Origin of the sequence: Photobacterium sp. GB-36 (assembly GCF_003026135.1) — a bacterium.
Lineage (GTDB): Bacteria > Pseudomonadota > Gammaproteobacteria > Enterobacterales > Vibrionaceae > Photobacterium.
The window spans coordinates 1-19,606 of the sequence record NZ_PYNY01000037.1 but is presented as its reverse complement, the minus strand read 5'-3'; the positions used below and the strand labels follow the sequence as shown (position 1 = coordinate 19,606).

The 19,606-nt window shown below is 37.8% G+C and carries 20 protein-coding genes and 1 tRNA gene; 13 read left to right on the top strand and 8 right to left on the bottom strand.

Annotated features, from left to right (window positions below):
* The first annotated feature begins 45 nt into the window (after positions 1–45).
* The 5 genes from astB (at position 46) to C9J46_RS20010 (ending at position 5,266) form a co-directional block, all read left to right on the top strand.
* Positions 46–1,380, top strand: coding sequence for an N-succinylarginine dihydrolase (gene astB, locus C9J46_RS20030; protein ID WP_107207524.1), 1,335 nt, complete (start codon positions 46–48; stop codon positions 1,378–1,380).
* A gap of 376 nt (positions 1,381–1,756) precedes the next feature.
* Entirely contained in the window at positions 1,757–2,278 is a 522-nt protein-coding gene (locus C9J46_RS20025; protein WP_107207525.1) for a DUF2058 domain-containing protein, read from the top strand.
* A gap of 357 nt (positions 2,279–2,635) precedes the next feature.
* Complete coding sequence (locus C9J46_RS20020; protein ID WP_107261954.1) at positions 2,636–4,339, top strand: phospho-sugar mutase; 1,704 nt, start codon at positions 2,636–2,638, stop codon at positions 4,337–4,339.
* A gap of 225 nt (positions 4,340–4,564) precedes the next feature.
* Entirely contained in the window at positions 4,565–4,741 is a 177-nt protein-coding gene (locus C9J46_RS20015; RefSeq protein ID WP_005365948.1) for an ATPase, read from the top strand.
* A 207-nt stretch (positions 4,742–4,948) separates the two neighbouring features.
* Entirely contained in the window at positions 4,949–5,266 is a 318-nt protein-coding gene (locus C9J46_RS20010) for a hypothetical protein (protein WP_107207527.1), read from the top strand.
* Between the two features lie 76 nt (positions 5,267–5,342).
* Here the strand turns inward: C9J46_RS20010 and C9J46_RS20005 are convergent, their stop codons facing one another.
* Together C9J46_RS20005 and C9J46_RS20000 are read right to left on the bottom strand one after the other, a co-directional pair.
* Positions 5,343–5,588 carry a hypothetical protein gene (locus C9J46_RS20005; protein ID WP_005365946.1) on the bottom strand — a complete coding sequence of 82 codons (246 nt, stop codon included), beginning with the start codon at positions 5,586–5,588 and terminating at the stop codon, positions 5,343–5,345.
* Positions 5,589–5,806: 218 nt separating this feature from the next.
* Entirely contained in the window at positions 5,807–6,751 is a 945-nt protein-coding gene (locus tag C9J46_RS20000) for a questin oxidase family protein (protein ID WP_107291422.1), read from the bottom strand.
* 238 nt (positions 6,752–6,989) lie between these two features.
* On the opposite strand from C9J46_RS20000, the gene C9J46_RS19995 reads away from it, so the two are divergent.
* A complete protein-coding gene (locus tag C9J46_RS19995) occupies positions 6,990–7,907 on the top strand; it encodes a hypothetical protein (protein ID WP_199190657.1) in 918 nt (305 codons plus the stop codon).
* A gap of 41 nt (positions 7,908–7,948) precedes the next feature.
* Here the strand turns inward: C9J46_RS19995 and C9J46_RS21900 are convergent, their stop codons facing one another.
* On the bottom strand, positions 7,949–8,071 hold the full coding sequence (locus C9J46_RS21900; RefSeq protein WP_255418313.1) for a hypothetical protein: 123 nt from the start codon (positions 8,069–8,071) through the stop codon (positions 7,949–7,951).
* A 181-nt stretch (positions 8,072–8,252) separates the two neighbouring features.
* Positions 8,253–8,326 (bottom strand) — tRNA-Gly (locus C9J46_RS19990).
* Positions 8,327–9,073: 747 nt separating this feature from the next.
* Between C9J46_RS19990 and C9J46_RS19985 the strand changes: the two genes are divergently transcribed.
* Positions 9,074–10,372: a lipopolysaccharide biosynthesis protein gene (locus tag C9J46_RS19985; RefSeq protein WP_107261960.1), complete on the top strand. Its 1,299-nt coding sequence runs from the start codon at positions 9,074–9,076 to the stop codon at positions 10,370–10,372.
* Positions 10,373–10,417: 45 nt separating this feature from the next.
* Positions 10,418–10,819, top strand: a complete 402-nt coding sequence (locus C9J46_RS19980; protein ID WP_107207531.1) for an ACT domain-containing protein — start codon at positions 10,418–10,420, stop codon at positions 10,817–10,819.
* 16 nt (positions 10,820–10,835) lie between these two features.
* On the opposite strand, the gene C9J46_RS19975 is transcribed toward C9J46_RS19980, so the two are convergent.
* The 3 genes from C9J46_RS19975 to C9J46_RS21695 form a co-directional block, all read right to left on the bottom strand.
* Entirely contained in the window at positions 10,836–11,828 is a 993-nt protein-coding gene (locus C9J46_RS19975) for a nickel/cobalt transporter (protein ID WP_107291421.1), read from the bottom strand.
* A 19-nt stretch (positions 11,829–11,847) separates the two neighbouring features.
* On the bottom strand, positions 11,848–12,492 hold the full coding sequence (locus C9J46_RS19970; RefSeq protein WP_233217767.1) for a DUF1007 family protein: 645 nt from the start codon (positions 12,490–12,492) through the stop codon (positions 11,848–11,850).
* A gap of 145 nt (positions 12,493–12,637) precedes the next feature.
* Positions 12,638–12,781, bottom strand: a complete 144-nt coding sequence (locus C9J46_RS21695) for a hypothetical protein (RefSeq protein WP_199187177.1) — start codon at positions 12,779–12,781, stop codon at positions 12,638–12,640.
* Positions 12,782–13,162: 381 nt separating this feature from the next.
* Between C9J46_RS21695 and lptA the strand changes: the two genes are divergently transcribed.
* Both lptA and C9J46_RS19960 read left to right on the top strand, forming a co-directional pair.
* Positions 13,163–13,660 (top strand): lipopolysaccharide transport periplasmic protein LptA, encoded by a 498-nt coding sequence (gene lptA, locus C9J46_RS19965; protein ID WP_107207533.1) that lies wholly within the window; start codon positions 13,163–13,165, stop codon positions 13,658–13,660.
* Between the two features lie 131 nt (positions 13,661–13,791).
* Positions 13,792–14,259 (top strand): GNAT family N-acetyltransferase, encoded by a 468-nt coding sequence (locus C9J46_RS19960; protein WP_107207534.1) that lies wholly within the window; start codon positions 13,792–13,794, stop codon positions 14,257–14,259.
* A 69-nt stretch (positions 14,260–14,328) separates the two neighbouring features.
* Here C9J46_RS19960 and C9J46_RS19955 read toward each other — a convergent pair whose 3' ends face one another.
* On the bottom strand, positions 14,329–15,480 hold the full coding sequence (locus tag C9J46_RS19955; RefSeq protein WP_107246155.1) for an iron-containing alcohol dehydrogenase: 1,152 nt from the start codon (positions 15,478–15,480) through the stop codon (positions 14,329–14,331).
* A gap of 227 nt (positions 15,481–15,707) precedes the next feature.
* Between C9J46_RS19955 and C9J46_RS19950 the strand changes: the two genes are divergently transcribed.
* From C9J46_RS19950 to C9J46_RS19940, 3 genes are all read left to right on the top strand, one after another.
* Positions 15,708–16,622: an AraC family transcriptional regulator gene (locus C9J46_RS19950; RefSeq protein ID WP_107246153.1), complete on the top strand. Its 915-nt coding sequence runs from the start codon at positions 15,708–15,710 to the stop codon at positions 16,620–16,622.
* Positions 16,623–16,792: 170 nt separating this feature from the next.
* Positions 16,793–17,407 carry an NAD(P)H-dependent oxidoreductase gene (locus tag C9J46_RS19945; RefSeq protein WP_107207537.1) on the top strand — a complete coding sequence of 205 codons (615 nt, stop codon included), beginning with the start codon at positions 16,793–16,795 and terminating at the stop codon, positions 17,405–17,407.
* A gap of 11 nt (positions 17,408–17,418) precedes the next feature.
* On the top strand, positions 17,419–19,359 hold the full coding sequence (locus C9J46_RS19940) for a monovalent cation:proton antiporter-2 (CPA2) family protein (protein ID WP_107291420.1): 1,941 nt from the start codon (positions 17,419–17,421) through the stop codon (positions 19,357–19,359).
* Positions 19,360–19,606: the final 247 nt, after the last annotated feature.

Here is a 19,606-nt window from a genome sequence, read left to right as displayed (position 1 = left end):
TGTTATGTTAATTGCTATGTATTTAGCGGATGACATGGATGGAAAATGAAAGCATTTGAAGCGAATTTTGATGGTTTAGTGGGCCCGACGCATAATTACAGCGGTTTAGCTTACGGTAATCTTGCGTCAGCTAAGAACAGCGCCAAAGCGTCTAATCCTAAGCAAGCAGCGAAACAAGGGCTGGCAAAAATGAAAACCCTTGCTGATCTAGGCTTAGTACAAGGGATCATTGCACCACAAGAAAGACCAGATATTGCTACGCTCCGTAGTTTGGGCTTTTCTGGCTCAGATAAAAATATTATCCAGCAGGTAGCAAAACATAATCCCAAGTTACTAGCATCTTGCTATTCAGCTTCCAGTATGTGGACAGCCAATGCAGCCACAGTATCGCCATCTGCTGATACTGTTGATAAGCGAGTACATTTCACCCCAGCTAATTTAGTTAATCAGTTTCACCGTTCAATCGAGCATGTGACAACAGGTAAGATTTTAAAAGCGATGTTTTCGAGTGAACAACATTTCCATCATCATAGCGCTTTACCTTCGGTGAATCATTTTGGCGATGAAGGGGCGGCCAATCACACCCGCTTTTGTCGTGAATATGGTGAAGCTGGCGTTGAGTTTTTTGTTCACGGTCGTCATGCTTTTGATAGTCGTTTTATTCAACCAAAGAAATATCCAGCAAGGCAAACCTTTGAGGCTTGTGAAGCTATAGCACGGTTACACCAATTAGATGAGCAGCAAGTTGTGATTGCTCAGCAAAATCCTGCTGTGATTGACCAAGGTGTATTCCATAATGATGTGATTGCTGTTGGTAATAGAGATTTATTGTTTTGTCACGAGCAAGCGTATGTTGATCAAACGAAAGTGTATGCAGAGTTAAAACAAAAAATGGGTGAGGACTTTAAGATCATTGAAGTGCCTACTTCGAGTGTGTCGATTGATAGTGCGATCTCAAGCTATCTATTTAACTCACAATTATTATCGTTACCTAATGGAGAAACCGTACTGGTTTTACCGCAAGAGTGTGAAGAAAATAGCCAAGTTAAACGCTATGTAGAGCAATTAGTAACGAGTCAGCAAGGCATTGATAAAGTGATGATCTTTGATTTGAAGCAGAGTATGGCAAATGGTGGAGGACCAGCATGCTTACGACTACGTGTCGTGCTTAATGAACAAGAACTGCAAGCTGTAAATCCTGAGGTGTTAATGTCAGATGATAAATTTTCTGTTTTAAACCAGTGGGTTGATAAGCATTATCGTGATCGTTTAGTTGAAGCTGATTTAGCTGATCCCAATTTGCTGGTGGAATCTCGCACCGCATTAGATGAACTGACTCAGATACTTAATTTAGGCTCGGTGTATAACTTTCAACAGTGATCTTTACATAAACAAAAGGCGATAAGTTGAGTGTAAGTATTTTTTATGATGAATGAAAAAATTGTAAGGCATCTTTAAACGACGCGAGACGAAATTTTGAGAATAACTCAATTAATTAGATGATGGTAAGGTATCGCGAGTTTAATGACTAAGGAAGAGACAAAGCGGGAAATAATGCTGAACTCTACTTTTTTATTAAATTGTTAACTGTGATTTGTTAGATGAATAACTGATTCTTTAGCCATTAAGAATGGATTTAAAGTCTGCAAGTAATTTTATTGTTTAAGCTTGACCTGTTTTAGCGCTAAACGTGATAATACGGCTATAAATTAGTGTGTCTACACTGATAAATAATAATGAATGTTACGGAGTTTCAATGGCAAAGCTAAGTCTACAAGAGCAGATGCTAAAAGCAGGGCTTATAGATAAGAAGAAGCTTAAAAAGGCGGGTAAAACCACTAAAAAATCTCGTACTCAAGCGAAAGAAGCAAAAGCTGCTGTTGAAGCAAATCGCATAGCACAGCTAGAAAAAGATAAAGAGCTTAATCGCGTTCGTGATGAAGAGATCAAAGCGAAAGAGCTGGCTGCTCAAATTAAACAGCTTATTGAAATGAATCGCTTGGATCGTCAGAGTGGTGATATCGGTTACAATTTTACTGATGGTTCAACGGTTAAAAAGATCTATGTTGATAAAGTAATGCAAAATCAGCTAGTAAATGGTCGTTTAGCGATTGCACGTTACCTTGATGGCTATGAAGTAATCCCCGCTTCTGTCGCAGATAAGATTGCACAACGTGATGAAGAATCTATTGTATTAAATAATACAGTGGCTGACAGTATTGCAGATGAAGATGATCCGTACGCAGACTTCGTTATTCCAGATGATTTGATGTGGTAAGAATATCTTACTGATTAAATAGGTTCAGAGATTAAAAACCGATATAGCTAAAGCAAGTAGGCTCTTAGCGTTATCGGTTTTTTTATACGCGTTTTTTTAACCTTCGTAATTGCAGCGCATCAGTATATTATTTTTATCGCTAAATCATAGAGTACTGCGCAATATTCACGCTATCGTTTGCGTGTGCAATAATTAAACACACAGATGTAAATATGATAAAAATAGCATGGTATATAATGCGAATGTTTATCATTTGTGGTTTATTGATAGCATGATGTAGTACTTAATGATGCAAGTTCTTGAACATATCAATTCGATTGTGATTCAGAAAATCATCAACATAGCAGGACAATAATAATGAATAGTGATATCGCTCGTTGGTTGGAACGCGATCCTGACCCAAAAACACGAAATGAATTAGAACAGCTTATCCAAGACAATAATCAAGCAGAGTTAACGGATCGTTTTAACGGTCGATTAGCTTTTGGTACAGCAGGATTACGCGGAGTTGTTGGTGCTGGGCCTAATCGAATGAACCGCTTAGTCATTCAAGAAACAGCGGCAGGATTAGGGCAATATCTGTTACGTTCAGTCCCTGAAGCGGCTAGTAAAGGTGTTGTTATTGGTTATGATGGGCGTCCTGATTCACAACAATTTGCACATGACACAGCATCAGTATTAACCGCACAAGGCATTAAAGTCTATTTAACGGTAAAAGTGGCACCAACGCCAGTTGTTGCATTTGGCGTGAAACATCTTAATACCGCTGCTGCTGTTGTTGTTACTGCCAGCCATAATCCTCCGCAATACAATGGCTTTAAAGTTTACTGGGAAAATGGTGCCCAGATTATTCCACCGCAAGATGCTGGAATCGCCGATGAAATTGATAAAGCGACAAAACATGAATTGTCGTATTTACCGCTAGAAGAGGCTGAAGATAAAGGGCTACTCGTTTGGCTAGATGAAGACTACTACCAAGCTTATCGCCAAACGATGAATACCAATCCGTTACTGATAAATCACACCAATCCGCAATCAATTAACATCGCTTATACGGCAATGCATGGTGTTGGTGCCGAAATGGCAGAAACATTATTAGCTGATGCTGGATTTGACCATGTTTACAGTGTTGCAGCGCAAAGAGAGCCTGATGGTACTTTCCCTACGGTCAAATTCCCTAACCCTGAAGAAACTGGCGCGATGGATCTTGTTATTGCGGAAGCAAAAAACCACGATGCAGTATTAGCTTGTGCCAATGATCCAGATGCAGATCGCTTTGCTGTTGCTGTACGTCGTGACGACGGTGAATACCAAATGCTAACAGGGGATCAGGTTGGTACATTATTCGGCTATTACTTATTAAGCCATGCACATGCCAATCAAAACCTAGTGGGGAATACAATTGTATCTTCAAGCTTACTTGGCAAGATTGCGACGACTCTTGGAGCGCGTTATTACCAAACGTTAACGGGCTTTAAGTGGCTAACTAATGTAGCGATGGCACAACAAACAGAAGAGCATCAATTCCTTTTCGCATACGAAGAAGCATTGGGCTACACCATTGGTAGTAAGGTGTGGGACAAAGATGGTTTATCTGCATTAGTTGCGTTTGCACAATTAACCGCAGAGTTGCATGCTAAAGAGCAGACTATTTGGGATCAATTAGAAGCTATCTATCGTGAGCATGGTTTGTATATTAATGCGCAACGTAGCATTGCATTGGATCCAACCGCAGCGCCTATCGGTGATACATTACGCCATCAACCACCAACAGAGATTGCAGGGTTACCGATTGTATGCACAGAAGATTATAAGCAATCGTTGAGAACATTTAGTGATGGTACGGTTGAAGGTATTGAATTACCCGTTAGCGATGTATTGATCTATCACTTACAAGGTGGGGCTCGCGTTATTGTTAGACCTTCAGGGACGGAGCCAAAGATAAAATGTTACTACGAAGTAGTAGAGCCAATGTTACATGAAGATACCATGATTCATGCCCAGCAACGTGCTCAAGAAGCGATGGATATGTTGATTGAAAAGCACCAACAGTCATTGTAGGTAAATTGATTTAATAGAACGATGATGAGTGCGGCATTAATCGATCATCAATGATCTATTTTGCCGCATCTTTTATGCCGGTGACTGCGGCAAACAACGTGGAAGTAGTTATGCAGATTAAAGGCCATTTGGCTATGCATGTGAAACGGTAAACAAGATGCTATCGTGAAACATTTACGTGTATAATCAGCAAATAATATACTATTTAAAAGTTAGGGTTTTCCTATGCATGATTTAAATTTATCTATACCTGATGATTACGAAAAAGAGCCAGAGCTCCCTATTCCCGAGCTTGATGAGCAGAAGAAAATTGTTGCTGAATTAAAGCGATTAGAAGAGGCGGGTGAGCTAACACCAGAAATTCTTCATGCATTTATGACCGGTGAAAGAAAACCGGAATAAGTATCAACTGAGCCTCTGTATTAAGATGATTTTGTCAAATATATAGGGGCTTGATTATTTCTGTAATTATCGATACTAACAAATTGATAATATAAACAAAAAAGTAATTCAATATAGGTTCTAAGTAGTAACAAAATAGCATATGACATAAGCACCTGATTGCATTAATGTGTGCTTATTATTACGGCTGTGTGAGCATACCTATATATGTATTATGTGACCGCCAAGAATATATTTCTAAGTGGCTGGGGGCGTGCAGGTAAGTTTGATTGTTATGTTTGTATTATTTGTAAAACAAGGCATGAAGCAAGTATTGTTGCAGTGAATGCTCAATATCGTTCAGATCTGCAGCGAGTAAAAATACATTCAAAAATCCCATTATCGTTAACAGAAGATACGTTAAAGATTGGTCGGCATATCCTTACTGCTTACATTGTAAAAGTACTCGACAAAACCACAGAGCCTAAACTATTTATGCCTAATTATTTTCAATATAGATCTAAACCGAAAATACTAAAACGATAGGTAAGATATCTTATGGTCAGTATTTAGGATCTAACGCAATAACAATATGATAAAGATCAGATCCTAAAGTATTTAATTAGTGATGTTTCACACCGTTACGAACAATATCCTTACCATTATCATAAACATCTTGGCTTAACCAGCGTCCATAAATCAACTGCTGATTCTTATCAAAAACAGCGATGAAAGGGCGACCATCAGCGTTATTTTTAGCTAAGCCAATGCCTTCTACATCTTTTAAGCCTAAACCACCATTTTCAATTGAGATAATAAAGGTTTTTAACTCTTCTAGCGTTTCAATAACGTCTTGTTCAATTTTCATTTGTTAATTACCACATAGTAAAAAAGCGTAAGCTATTTATAAAATAACGTGTATCTGAATTTAACTCTACAGGGTAATACTCTACCTCTGATGCTTTATTTTTGAAATGGCTAGCTTTGTATCGTATAAGATTACGTTAAATAAATGAAAGTTTCACAAACGGACTGCATAGAAAATAGCCATATAAACATCATCATATGGCTGGATATTACTTAATATTAAAGGCTTTCATTGGCTATACATTGATTCGCAATATACTTTAATTCTGCCAATGGATAGCACTTATAAAGCTCACTACAGCTGTATATCAACGTTATCGTGTGATCATTGTTACTTAAAGCTCCACGTGTGATCGTTTCAAGCCAACTTAGGTGAGGGGGAGGCGGTAATACATCACGAGATTGCGGAAGGTTTTTTCCTACCGTCGCAAAAGCGGCTGTATAACTTTGCCAAAACCATTGTAATGCTGTTTGTTGATCTGGGAAATATTGTAACAGTTCGATAAAAGCGTGAACGGCAGTAATACCATATAAGAAGGTGGAGTCACTTGTTTTACGGTAATACTCAACAACTAGCTGCAATACTTTTTCTATTGTTATATCAACAGGGACGGGAGCAAGCTTTAGATAGTTAGGATGCTGTGCCACCTCAAAAATACGCTGACTAGCATTATTGGTTTGGAATGAGCTATTTGAAAAAGCATACACCAGCTGCTCTAACTGCTGCTCTGCGTTGTATTTCTCTGTTATCGATAATGGAGTAATAAGTTGATAGCTTTGTTCCCAATAGGCTAATGCATAAGCGATCTCACGTTGCTGCTGGCTTTTTATCGCATAAGATAACCGTATCATGCACTGGAAAGCTTGTGCATTAAAACTAGCAATTAACCTTGGCATATAGGCGATGAGTGTTGCTTCAACGCCATCATTTTTAATACGTTGCTCAATTTTATCCGCTTGTTTAATAAAGGGCTCATTACGAGCGACGTTTTCAAGCTGTGCTATATATTGATGATAAAAAAGTAATATACGCTCGTCGTTAGCACCCATTTGATCAAGTGCAACTAAAGTCATTGGTAAATGATTATTGAGCCCATTTTTATAGGTTGGTTGAAATTGTAATCCCGCTACAATTAATTCGTTAGTTAATAATGATGTTTTCATCTATCGCTTCCATGCAATTTACAACATATTCAATATTAGACGTTCAAAGTAAGAGTGCCTACTTTAAATCGTTTAACTGATTGAAAAATAGTCATATAAAGGAAGTTTTTGATAAATAAAAAATGAGCTTATTGGCGAGGTTTTTAGCAAAATTGATGAAATCTTATAACTGAGTAATAGCACCATACATTTGCAAACTACATTGTTCTATTAAGAGATGATTAATAGGTTGTAGTTTATGGCTTGGCGAATATTTTTAACGTTGATAGCGTGTGGTTCAATGATGGCTTGTAACAGTGATAATGAAAATGCGGTAAAAGTTAATACAACGCCAGAACCAGTACAATCAGAATCAGTTGAAGTGCAAGCGGTAGATGATAACTTGTCTGAGTCTGAGTCTGAGTCTGAGTCTGAGTCTGAGTCTGAGTCTGAGTCTGAGTTCTTGACTCAATCGGCTCCAGAACCTGAATGCGACTTAGAAAGTGTTAATTTACTCGATTTTGTTCCTTGGCAACGTGAAGAAGGCTGGTGGGTTGGCGAATATACCTTTTTAGGGGCAGATGGTGATCCCAATGTTTCTGCGAGTTGGCCATATCGTTACGATCACTATCGTGGATTTATCCATTTAGAAGTCATTGGCAACAGTATTAAGCAGCGTAACGTATTTTTGTACCCAGCTAAAAATTCATCTGAATGTGATTCTGTTGAAGATGTTGTTGGCTCTGGTATATGCGGTGATAACGGTAATGAAAAAGTCTTTAGTGCTGATCAAAGCGCGTCAGATTGTGATGGTAATTTATCTGGACCATTTGAAGCTTTTGGTATGACGCTAAGTACCACAACAACATTGATCGGTGATGATACTGTACTGTATCAAGTGCGTTTACCCGATGGGAGTTTTACCCAAAATCAGCTAACGACACTACCACCGAACGATACGCGAGTGCGTACTGCTCAAGGTTTCTTTATGGGATCATCAACATATGCGAGTTACTATCGAGAGCGTAAGGTGACAAAAGAAGAGTTTGTGCAGTTATTAGAAGAAACACGCCAAGAATACAATATATTAGAGCTTGATTATTGTGGTTATGATTCGGGTGGTAACCCAAGCAACGTATCCTGTGACGAACATTTTGGTGTGGTGTTGGGAGATTAAACATAAAGACCAACAAAACATGTTGGTCTTTATTTTTATAATTACTTAATACTGCGGCTCATTTCAACATTGCCATGAGCTTGAATCGATGTGCCTTCTGATAGTGAGTGAGCACAGCCGATAATGAATATGCTAAGAAAGGCTAATATAATCCAATTATTCATTATTTATCTCAGTTAGTCGTAGTAAGGGAGGCAACTTTACGCAGTTAAATAAAGAGATTCAAGTGGGCAGAATTTTGTGTGTATCATGAGGAAAGTCAGAGGATTAATATTAATCAAAATATTGACGTTATAGATAAGAGAATCAGTTCGTTAAAATTAGAATGCAGGCCTTGTTAAAGACTGGAGCGGATAACGGGAATCGAACCCGTGTCTTGAGCTTGGGAAGCTCAGGTAATACCATTATACGATATCCGCTCTGTTGTTTTACAATAAGTTTTGCTATGTGATGAGTCAATTAAAAAATGATGAAGAGAGTTAATTATTAACAAAATGACTTTAATAAAGAATGACTGTAACTTATAGCAATTTGTATCTGTATTATTTCGATTTCTGGTACGTATACCACATGTAATATTGGGTTATTATAAATCTCTACCAATTCCCATTACATATTTAATAATATGGAAAATCGCCGTTTAAACCGTTTAGATACTGCTTTTTTGACGTTTAAGCCGTATATAAGCAGAAAGTGAAGTAATCAATAACTGTCTTTTCTAAGCGTTAAATAGTTTACTCGGCTAATATGTGACCCATCCCTTGTAGTAAGTGTGACATGCGTCACATTTAAAGGTATTATTCAAGCTCAAATAAAGAAATGTCATTGTCCTAACAAACAAATATCGTTGGGGTGGACAATGTCTTTTACATATTACAATTGTATTATCTTACGTTGGACTTCAAGAAATGTCGTTAATTACTATTAGTAGAAATAAAATTAAAACTATTCGTGATAAAATTAAAATCTGTGTTAATAATGGTGATGTTGCAAATGTTTCATTATTGTTGTCAGAACTTGAATCAGAATTAAATATTTTTGAGTCATTATACTCATCACCTAAAGAAATATAACCAATAAAGGATTAATGGATTATTATATTTACGAGAGATATTTAAAGATAAATAACGTATTATAATCAGTCTGATGATTTATTGTTTATATATATGGAAAAGCAAAATATTGCCCCGCCATCAAGTGAAGATGCTTTATCTCGATTGAAAACGGCTTTTAAAGCAGGCGCTGCCGCGACACTAGCCAGTATTTCTATTGGTTTTTTATTCAAGATTTGGCTCGCTCAGTGGGTTAATAAAGACGACTTAGCGCTGTTTAATAGTGTGATAGATATTGTATCTCTATCATTAATATTAATGACGGGTTTTCGCTCTTCTATGGTTGTGACTTACAGCCAAACGAATAATGATCGTGACATTATCAATATTTTCCGGTTTTGCTTGATCACGATTGTTCTCTTAACATGGGGAGTTGTACTTCCATACATTAAACACGAATTACACATCAACGTTGGCTATTTCGAAATGGTTGGTGTGATTTTTAGCATGGGAATGAAGGTTTATTTTACCAACTTGATAGCCATGTACCGTTTGTATGATGTGTCTAATAAAGTGACTTGGATAGAGCCTGTTACGAATGTAGCGGGCTTTGTTATTTGTTACTACGTATTGCACTTTACACCACTTGCCTCATTGTTTTATAGCATGGCATTTTCATCGCTTGTTGCTGCCCATTTTATGTATTGGAAGCGACGTAAACAAATTGCGACGAAACCAATAAAATCGGTTCAACTTGATCCTAATATGCGTAACTATGTTCGCAAAAGCTTCACTGCCTCATTAGAAGCAGGGGCGAGTATATTGATGATTTATATTACGGTTTTATTGACGATCACGCACTTTAGCTTAGATGAACTTGGCGATTTCCAAGTCGTTGTTCGTCCGATATTCACTTATATGACGATGTTATTTGTCTTTCCTATTTATCGTTTTGTTTTGCCTGAGTTAACCTTATGTATTAAGCAAGGTGATCACCAACAAGTCAAAGCAATAAGGCGTTGGATTTTTCGTCTCGCAGCAATGGTGAGTGTGACATTTTTCCTCATCATGCTTATCGGTGGGCGTGAAATTATAGGTTTTGTTTTTCCCCCTCAGTATCATGGTGCCGTTATTGTATTATTTCATTTTTCTATGTTCTTTATTTTTATGATGCTAAATGCTTACCAATTAGCCTATATAAAAGCCCATGGGAAATTCACATTAAGCTTACTCATTCGTCTTAGTGGTATCATCACGCTAATAGCAAGTTATTATTTATTATCGATATTTACTGCAAATGTTGTCGCTATTATTGTCGCATTATGTTTAGGTTATGTAATGATGTTCATTCTATCAACGATTGCTGAACGTAAAATATTAAACGGGTATAAGCTGGCTTTATCCAATAATTAGCTTGTACTTAATATTGTCTTGGATTGATTTTAGGGAAAAAGAAAAATGGCTGGTATCACTGATTTAACTGAGCTTCTGATGAATTTACAACCAGAATTAAGCCTTACGCGTTATATTTTTTGTTGCACAGAAAATACTAATCTAGATGCTATTGCTTCTATGTCACCATTAGCGACATTTTGTGAAGAAGAAGGAATGACATTCATTTTAAGTTATGAAAGTGCAGTCCAGCATAATATTGAAATCAATAATGTGTATCGCTGTATTACATTAAAAGTACATTCCAGTTTGGAAGCTGTTGGTTTAACGGCTACTGTAGCATCAGAGCTTGCGAAGCATGGAATTAGTGCCAATGTGATGGCAGGGTTTTATCATGATCATATTTTCGTCAATGAAAATCATGCCGAGCAAGCTATGCTAGCGTTAACTGAACTATCGCAACGCTAGCATAGAAAAGATTTATTTAGAGTACAGGCGACATCCCATAGCTTTGACTATTAAGTAGCAGTAAACCAAGGCCGATGAGCAATAAGCCTCCAAATAGCTTAAATACTAATGGGGCAAATGAATGCTGGTGATCAGAGTACGCAAGATATTTTGTTACCAGCTTTTTACCCGAAAGTGTCATTGTAGCGATCGTTGAAGTCGTCAGCGCCGTTCCCACAGCCATCAGTAAAGCGCTCACTACACCTAACCAGTACATATCAACCATATTGGCAAAAAGTAGTGCTAATATCGCACCTGTACATGGACGAATACCAATACTGGCGATAATTGCAATATATTCACGCATATTGGTTGCTTGATTAATACTATCAGCATCAGCAAAGTGTTTATGCCCACAACCACAATCACTGCTATGGCTATGGCTATGGCTATGGTTATGGTTATGATGAGTATGGTCATGTTTATGGGTTTTCTGTTTGTATAATTGCCAGCTTTGTTTTAAAGCTCGGTAAGCAACAATTACACCCAGTAATAACATGGCCACGAAGCTAAGTGTGATGAATCGGTCTGCTGCGCTATTAATTTCACGCATCGATGAATTAAAAAACACCAGTAGAACGGTAACTAGCACTATAGCAACTAAGGCTTGTAAAAAAGCAGAGATAACCGTCATGATTAAGCTTGCTTTTACTTTAGCTGGGTTTGTTGCTAGATAGGTCGTTACAATCATTTTGCCGTGTCCAGGGCCTAATGAATGAAATACACCATATAAAAAGCTGACGCCAGCCAGCGAATAGATAGCAGCGGGGTTTTCTTTTGCATCATAAAGCAAGTCACCCAATTGACCGTTTATTTCACGTTGCCATTTTATGGTGCTAAGCATTAACGTTGGCCAATTGTGCCAAAGTAAATAACCGACAATAATTAAAAAAGTGGCTACAAGGGTTGCGCCTAACCAATAGTTTCCTTTGTTCGTATGAGCATGTTGCTCGGAATGATGGTGCTCCATGGAAATCCTTTAATAAGAGTTAGTCGGCTGATTGGCAATGTAGTTTTACTGTTTGGGTAAATAATTGACCAAGTGCATTATCCGGATCGGCATCAGGTGGTAATGATTGGGCATAAAGCATTTGCTCTGGACTTGGGTTAGGCTCAACGAGGTCAAAAGTACAGACTTTGCTTAGCTCTGGCGATAAGATGATGTCGTTTTTTGCTTTCCAAGACATATCAACATAGTAACTTGGTTCAAAAATAAGTAGTCGTAATGAATCTTTGGTTAGTGGCTGAGGTTTAGAGAGTGGAAGTTCAAATGTGAGTGTCGCTTTAGCGCGATCTTTTGTTAATACTCCATCGGTAGCAATTTTATATTTGATTGGTTCTTGGTCATTATAAAAGTAAGTAAAATAATGCTCATTCATCATATTTTTCATTACAGAATCACCAACACGAGCAAGTGTTTCTGTTTTGCTTTCCGGCGACATATCTTCACCGTCCAGCATATATGCAGTTGTCATAGCATCAAAAGTCCATACCATTTTAAATCCTGTGATTTGTTTTTTATCACCTTGGATATAGGTTTTCATATCAATCCATGAGTGTGGATGTGCTTGGCTAGCGGTTGAAAACAAGGTTAAAGACGAAAGTAATATTGCAGGAAAAGAAATCCAACGCATAGAAAATGCAATCTCCATATTTACAAGCTTGGCACTATGTTTAAGCATCAAAGAAGACTAAAGTAATGTTATATTATAACAGTGCCCTTTGTTTGCACAAAGTGAATTCAGTGCAAATAATCTTGAGGATATATGGTAATTAAGACTAGGGTTTTAATTCTGCGAGTAAAAATGCAGAAGTCGCAATAATGATACCAGCAAAGATGGCGAGTGGTTGGTTATGGTCAAAGCCTGCAATCAGCGTTAACACTATGCCCAATGCGATATATAGCTTCTGTCTGATGATCATTTAGCACTCCAATACGATGTATTTCTTTATTAATAACACGCATCGCGGTAGGTGTGTTAACGACATGTCAAATCTTAGTTGTTAGAAGACACGTAGTTTAATTAACTGATTGATAAATGTTTTATATCGTTTAGAGTTTGAAGTTGTATAGTTCTTTAATATAAATATGTGCAGTAAGATAATCTATAAATTGGTATTTAGCCTGTAGATGGTACTAATTTTGAACTATGTGATACAGGTAAGGCTAAACTTGGTATTAGTGACCGTTTTGATGAAATAAAAAACGCCATTTCAAATTATTCATCGCTTTGCCGCTATTTGCTGATTTTCAAGGTATAATAAGCAAAGAAGACGTAAATAATAGAGTAGAAGAAACTAAGTATGAAATTAAAGCTATTTGTGGCTGGATGCATGTTGTTACTGAGTTCATCGACATGGGCTGAAAAAGCAGATACACAACTCCCTATCCATTTGGCAGCAATTACACAAGATGTTGATGTTATCAATAATATCACAACCTTAACTGGAAAGGTTGATATCACACAGGGTGGCGTTCAGATTAAAGCGGACAAGGCCGTGATAAAGCTGGACAGCAAAACAAAAGCACTAAAGAGTGTGGAAGTTTATGGTAAACCCGCTTACTTTCATCGTGTAATGGAAGATGGAAAGGTGGTGGATGGAGAGTCGCTTTACGGCATTTATACACCAACAAATAACATGATGGTGTTAAAAGATAAGGCTAAAATAACTCAAAATGGCAGTACGATCCAAGCGGCTGAAATAAGCTATAACTTGGCTTCTCAGGTGATGCAAGCAAAAGGCTCTAAGTCACGCCAAGTGAATACTGTTTTACTGCCTGAAAACTTAAATAACCGATGAGTAAAATAAGCAGAAGTCTTTATTGCTTTTGCTTATATTTGGTCAAATTGACATAGATTTTGCACGTTGTTCAAAAACTGATCAATGATCTTATAGAAATACTAATAAAATAGAGAAAGAAGGTCGCTGCAGTGGAATTAGTACAAGTTAATGCTTCAAACATAACCATTTATTTAAACTTAACTCAGGCATATGAAGCTGAGTTTTCACCACTGACGAAAAAAGTGCCTGATAATGATGGTAAATTTGCGCTTGATACGCCAATAGAAGGTAATGTACTTGGCTTTCTTTTATATTTTGATGGTGTGCCAGCGGGATTAGCAGCGATTGCTGACCATGGTAACAGTCATTATGAGGTATGTGATTTCTATGTTGTGCCTGTCTTTCGTAAAAATAAAGCAGGTCAACGTTTCGCACATAGCTTGTTTTCAATGATGCCAGGTGAATGGGAAAGTAAGCAAATTGAAGGCGCAGTTCATGCGATTGCTTTTTGGCGTCGTGCTATCGGTGCGTACACAAATGAACAGTATGTTGAAGATATTTATCACGATAGCTACTGGGGTGATGTTACTCGCCAGCGTTTTACTATTTCGGTTTAGTGATTACAAAAATAATAAAGGGAGCTAATGCTCCCTTTTTTCATATTGCTACCGTATTACAATATAAACTTATAATGCCGTCATTAAGATTTTACGACTTATCTCTGGCGTAATATCGTGATGTTCACTTAATGCGATCATGCCATGTTTTTTAAGGCTTTCGATAAGAACATCGATATCTTTTTCTCCTAAATCAACGTCAGTAAGTGTTGTTGGTACACCCATTTGTTTGAAAAAGGCGATGGTTTTTTCAATCGCAGCGTCAATACGTTGATCTGCTGTACCTGTTGTTAAACCAAAGATACGCTCAGCATATTGCAATAATTTTGCTTCTTTTTCTTTACGACGTACTTTCATAACAGCAGGTAATACAATGCTTAGCGTACGAGCATGATCAATACCGTAATTACCTGTTAATTCATGGCCAATCATATGTGTTGTCCAATCTGATGGAACGCCAACACCAATTAAACCATTGAGTGCTTGAGTGGCAGACCACATAATATTGGCTCGAACGGCAAGATCATCGGGTGTGGCTAATGCTTTTGGCCCTTCTTCAACTAAGGTATGCAGTAAACCTTCAGCAAAACGATCTTGGACTTTTGCATTCACCGGATAAGTTAAGTACTGCTCCATTGTATGAACAAAGGCATCAACAACCCCGTTTGCTACTTGGCGAGAAGATAAACTCAATGTTGTTTGTGGATCTAAAATAGCAAATGCAGGTTTTACGAGTGGCGAGCCAAAGAATAACTTGTCTTTACCACGCGAAACTACAGAACCACCATTACTTTCAGAACCCGTTGCAGGCAAGGTTAATACACAACCAAGAGGAACAACCTTAGTGACAGGCTCTTGCTTAAGTAAAATGTTCCAAGGATCTTCTCCCTGATAACAGGCAGCAGCGGCAACAAATTTAGTACCATCGACAACTGAACCACCACCTACCGCTAATAGATAATCATAACTTTCTGTTTTAACAAGCTCGACAGCCTTCATCAGTGTGTCATATTGTGGATTAGGCTCAACGCCTGAGAATTCTCCCCAGTTAAATCCGTCCAACGCTGCTGTTACTTGGTCATAAACACCATTTGATTTGATAGAACCGCCACCGTAAATAACCAATACTTTTTTATCTTTAGGAATAGCTTGGCTAATTGCCGCGATTTGACCTTGACCAAAATGAATACTTGTAGGGTTTTGGTAGGTAAACTTATCCATTGTAGGCTCCGTTATATCGTTGTGATATTGATATTCTAATTATTGTGTTGAGATCTCTAGTGTAGAAGCGAACGTAGGATAAACTAAATACATAATTCTCTTTATTTCTTGCCTATTTCTATTTTAGCCACCTTGCTTGATATGTTAGTTATAAGGTAAACAGGTGTAGAATGGCAAAACAATGACTGTTATGTCGATCGTTAATGAACAGGTTTGATGGATGTACAATGAGAGCTGAGCTTAAAAGAGAGCTAGCTATAGTTGCTAGTCAATTATGTGAATATTACAAAATATCAGACCAAACTAATCGGGTGCATACGTTGCTAACTGGTGTGCGATTATTTCGCATTGATCGTTACCATAAGCTGACGCCACAAATGTATGAACAAGGAATAGTTGTTATTTTTCAGGGAAGTAAAATAGGGCATTTAAATCAACATCAGTTTGGTTATGACGTTGAACAATGTCTTATTGTGTCGACATCTTATCCTATAACATGTGAAACATTTGCCTCTCAGCAAGAACCATTAATGGGGATCAATATTGATATTGATATTAATGTGATCAGCCAGTTAGTTTCTGATATGGAATTAGAATCTAAAAATTGGGGAGAGTTAGACACACGCTGTGGTGTTTCCCCTGCACCAATGACTGAGTCAATGTATCTTTGTATGTTGGAGTTGCTTAATGTTTTGCATAATCCTCTTGATGCTAAGGTACTTGGCCCCTCGATTCTCCGCCAGTTTTTCTATTACTTATTGCAAAGTGAGAAAGGCTATTTATTGGCACACTACTGCGAGCAAGACAGTTCTTTAGCTAAAATTTCGGCCGTGATCGGCCATGTGCAAAAGAATTTTGCGCAAAAATTACATGTTAATGAACTAGCTGCAATGGCTGGGATGAGCGTCTCAGTTTTTCACAAAGTTTTTAAACAAGTTGTCACGGATCCTCCTTTACAGTACATCAAAAAAATTCGGCTGAATCATGCTAAAAACTATATTTTACAAGAAGGTCTTTCAGCCAGCCTTGCGTCTCAACGAGTAGGATATGAAAGTGCTGCTCAATTTAGCCGAGAATTTAAGCGATATTTTGGTGTACCACCTAGCCGTATTGATGAAATTTCAGATTATTCACGAAAATAATCTATAGATATCAATAAATATTTAACTAAAGTTGATTGTGTAATTTCAGGTATAATCGTTATTCTTTTTAGGGATGTAACTTGTTGTTTGTATACATAGTGCGGAACTTTAGAAGTGGTTAGTTGTCACATCGTCGTCGTGGAACGAAATATTATTAAAACAGGAAAATCATGCCTGAGTCTCAACCTAAAATTCTGATCCTATTTGCCCATCCTTCGCCAAATCGTTCAGAGATCAATGTACCCTTATTTAATGCATCTAAAACTATAGCCAATGTAACGTGCGTTGACTTATATGCCGAATATCCAACCTATCGTATTGATATAGATAAAGAACAACAGCGCCTTCGTGAACATGACGTTGTTGTGTTTATGTTTCCACTCTATTGGTATTCCACCCCATCGTTATTAAAAGAATGGCAAGATTTAGTGCTTGAGTACGGGTTTGCATATGGCAGTGAAGGGAATGAACTGGTTGGTAAAAAATTTGTTTGTGCTTTGACAGCCGGAGGCCCTGAATCAAGTTATCGTAAAGAAGGTTTTAACCATTATACCATTCGTGAGTTATTACAACCTCTAGAGCAAATGGCAGAGCTAACGGGTATGGATTTTCTAGCGCCATTTGCACTTTTTGGTGCGGGCATGGCGAATGAAGAAAACCGTATTGAACAGCACATTAAAGATTGGAAACGTGTTCTGATTGCGATTCAAGATAATAAATTCAACTATGAGGTTGCGAGTAAATTATCAAAAATGAATCACAGCCTAGAATTAGTCATTAAATAGAAGAGACGACTATGACTGGATATTTTTTGCAGGCTTTCATCTATTTGGTGGCCGCCGTTATTGCTGTTCCGCTTGCTAAGCGATTAGGGCTAGGTTCAGTACTGGGTTATTTAATCGCAGGTGTGGTTATTGGCCCCGTTATTGGTTTAGTTGGTAGCGAAACCACGACGATTCAGCATTTTGCTGAGTTTGGTGTCGTTATGATGCTGTTTGTTGTCGGTTTAGAACTTGAGCCTAAAATGTTGTGGGGTATGCGTCATCGCTTATTAGGCTTAGGTGGTCTACAAGTGGTTGTTACCGCTTTAACCGTGATGGGTATTGCACATTTATTTGATATTGCTTGGTCTTACGCCCTTGCTATTGGTCTTATCTTTTCACTTTCTTCTACTGCGATTGTACTGCAAACATTCAGTGAAAAAGGGCTAAGTAAAACAGAAGGTGGAAAAAGCGCATTTTCAGTATTGCTGTTTCAAGATATTGCCGTCATCCCAATGTTAGCTTTGATCCCTTTACTGGCAGTACCTGAATTAGTGGCAAAGTCACAAGCCGTTGTGACAAAAGCTGCTGAACATCATGATGATCTTAGCCTAGTAGCGAGTCTTCCCGGTTGGGCTTATGCAATTGTAATTATTTTAGCGATCGCTGGTGTTGTAGTTGGTGGTCATTATTTAAGCCGTCCGTTATTCCGTTTTGTTGCTTCATCGGGCTTGCGTGAAATTTTTACCGCAACAGCATTGATGTTAGTTATTGGTATTGCAGCCTTAATGAGTCTAATTGGTTTATCGCCAGCACTCGGTACTTTCCTTGCTGGCGTGGTACTTGCCAATAGTGAATTTAGACATGAACTTGAATCTAATATCGAGCCTTTCAAAGGGTTACTATTAGGGCTTTTCTTTATTACTGTTGGTGCAGGTATTGATTTCAACGTACTGTTTGATCAATTTGGCACAGTAATTGGCTTAACCATTGGTGCGATGTTGGTTAAGTTTATTGTTCTGTTGGTACTTTCTTTTATTTTCAAGGTAAAAGGCAGCGACCGTTGGCTCTTTGCGTTAAGTTTGGCGCAAGCGGGTGAATTTGGTTTTGTATTATTAAGCTATACCGTACAAAACAACGTTCTACCTGAGTCAATGAGCCAAACACTCTCACTGGTGGTTGCGCTATCTATGTTTTTAACACCAGGTCTATTTATTTTATATGATCGTGTGATTTTACCCCGTTTCTGCGAGGCTAAAAACGAGCGTGAAGCTGATGAAATAGATGAGCAAGGGAAAGTCATCATTGCGGGTATTGGCCGTTTTGGTCAGATTGTAAACCGACTATTGGCATCTAATGGGGTGCAAACAGTCGTGCTTGACCACTCTGTAACGCAAATTGACAACATGCGCCAAATTAATATTAAGAGTTTCTTTGGTGATGCGACGCGACATGATTTGCTTCATACCGCAGGTATTGAAGATGCAAAACTGTTTATTGTTGCCATTGATGATAAAGAACGAGCCACAGAGCTTGTTCATTATATTAAGCAAACATATCCTCAAGTACGGGTATTAGCACGTGCTTATGATCGAGGTCATCATTATTCGTTACGTTGCGCTGGTGCTGATTACGTGATCAGTGAAACATACCGCTCTGCACTAGCCTTGGGCACAGAAGCGTTGAAAAATTTAGGGGTGCATCCATTCAGAGCTGAGCAGCAAAAGGCTACATTTGTTGAAACTGAAGCCCGAAGTAAAGAGAAGCTTTATCAAACATGGTTAGAAAGTACAGAAGAAGATCGTTTTAATACCTCTTATGTGGAATTGTTTAACCAATTAGAGTCAACATTAAGTGATGTAATGAAACAAGAGCGGACTGACAAGCATACGAAGTCAGAACGTGGTTGGACGCCACCACCTAAAGTGTTTAATGATGAAGTAGAACAAGATTTAGTTGAAAAGCATGAACACTAATAGCTGATGACTATCATTTCTAAGCCATAGAAAAGGAGCTGCAAAGCTCCTTTTTAATTAAGTGAATTATTAATTAAAATATTCAATCAGTGTCGAATTTCTAGATATCACCTTTATTTATTGCGGATAATGGCTAATAAAAAATAATCTTAGAGATAATCCGGTTTCACCAATGTTAGTACTGTTAATAAATCATGAACTTAGTGTTAACTTGATCGGATTATTTACATTTCGTTAAGAAAAAAAT

Coding starts and splice junctions, on each gene's coding strand:
- C9J46_RS19940 (WP_107291420.1), top strand. CDS start 17,419: ATGACTGGATATTTTTTGCAGGCTTTCATCTATTTGGTGGCCGCCGTT.
- C9J46_RS19970 (WP_233217767.1), bottom strand. CDS start 12,492: ATGCGTTGGATTTCTTTTCCTGCAATATTACTTTCGTCTTTAACCTTG.
- C9J46_RS19945 (WP_107207537.1), top strand. CDS start 16,793: ATGCCTGAGTCTCAACCTAAAATTCTGATCCTATTTGCCCATCCTTCG.
- C9J46_RS21695 (WP_199187177.1), bottom strand. CDS start 12,781: ATGATCATCAGACAGAAGCTATATATCGCATTGGGCATAGTGTTAACG.
- C9J46_RS20025 (WP_107207525.1), top strand. CDS start 1,757: ATGGCAAAGCTAAGTCTACAAGAGCAGATGCTAAAAGCAGGGCTTATA.
- C9J46_RS20005 (WP_005365946.1), bottom strand. CDS start 5,588: ATGAAAATTGAACAAGACGTTATTGAAACGCTAGAAGAGTTAAAAACC.
- astB (WP_107207524.1), top strand. CDS start 46: ATGAAAGCATTTGAAGCGAATTTTGATGGTTTAGTGGGCCCGACGCAT.
- C9J46_RS19955 (WP_107246155.1), bottom strand. CDS start 15,480: ATGGATAAGTTTACCTACCAAAACCCTACAAGTATTCATTTTGGTCAA.
- C9J46_RS19985 (WP_107261960.1), top strand. CDS start 9,074: ATGGAAAAGCAAAATATTGCCCCGCCATCAAGTGAAGATGCTTTATCT.
- C9J46_RS20000 (WP_107291422.1), bottom strand. CDS start 6,751: ATGAAAACATCATTATTAACTAACGAATTAATTGTAGCGGGATTACAA.
- C9J46_RS19995 (WP_199190657.1), top strand. CDS start 6,990: ATGGCTTGGCGAATATTTTTAACGTTGATAGCGTGTGGTTCAATGATG.
- C9J46_RS19975 (WP_107291421.1), bottom strand. CDS start 11,828: ATGGAGCACCATCATTCCGAGCAACATGCTCATACGAACAAAGGAAAC.
- C9J46_RS19950 (WP_107246153.1), top strand. CDS start 15,708: ATGAGAGCTGAGCTTAAAAGAGAGCTAGCTATAGTTGCTAGTCAATTA.
- C9J46_RS19980 (WP_107207531.1), top strand. CDS start 10,418: ATGGCTGGTATCACTGATTTAACTGAGCTTCTGATGAATTTACAACCA.
- C9J46_RS21900 (WP_255418313.1), bottom strand. CDS start 8,071: ATGAATAATTGGATTATATTAGCCTTTCTTAGCATATTCATTATCGGC.
- C9J46_RS20015 (WP_005365948.1), top strand. CDS start 4,565: ATGCATGATTTAAATTTATCTATACCTGATGATTACGAAAAAGAGCCA.
- C9J46_RS20020 (WP_107261954.1), top strand. CDS start 2,636: ATGAATAGTGATATCGCTCGTTGGTTGGAACGCGATCCTGACCCAAAA.
- lptA (WP_107207533.1), top strand. CDS start 13,163: ATGAAATTAAAGCTATTTGTGGCTGGATGCATGTTGTTACTGAGTTCA.
- C9J46_RS20010 (WP_107207527.1), top strand. CDS start 4,949: ATGTATTATGTGACCGCCAAGAATATATTTCTAAGTGGCTGGGGGCGT.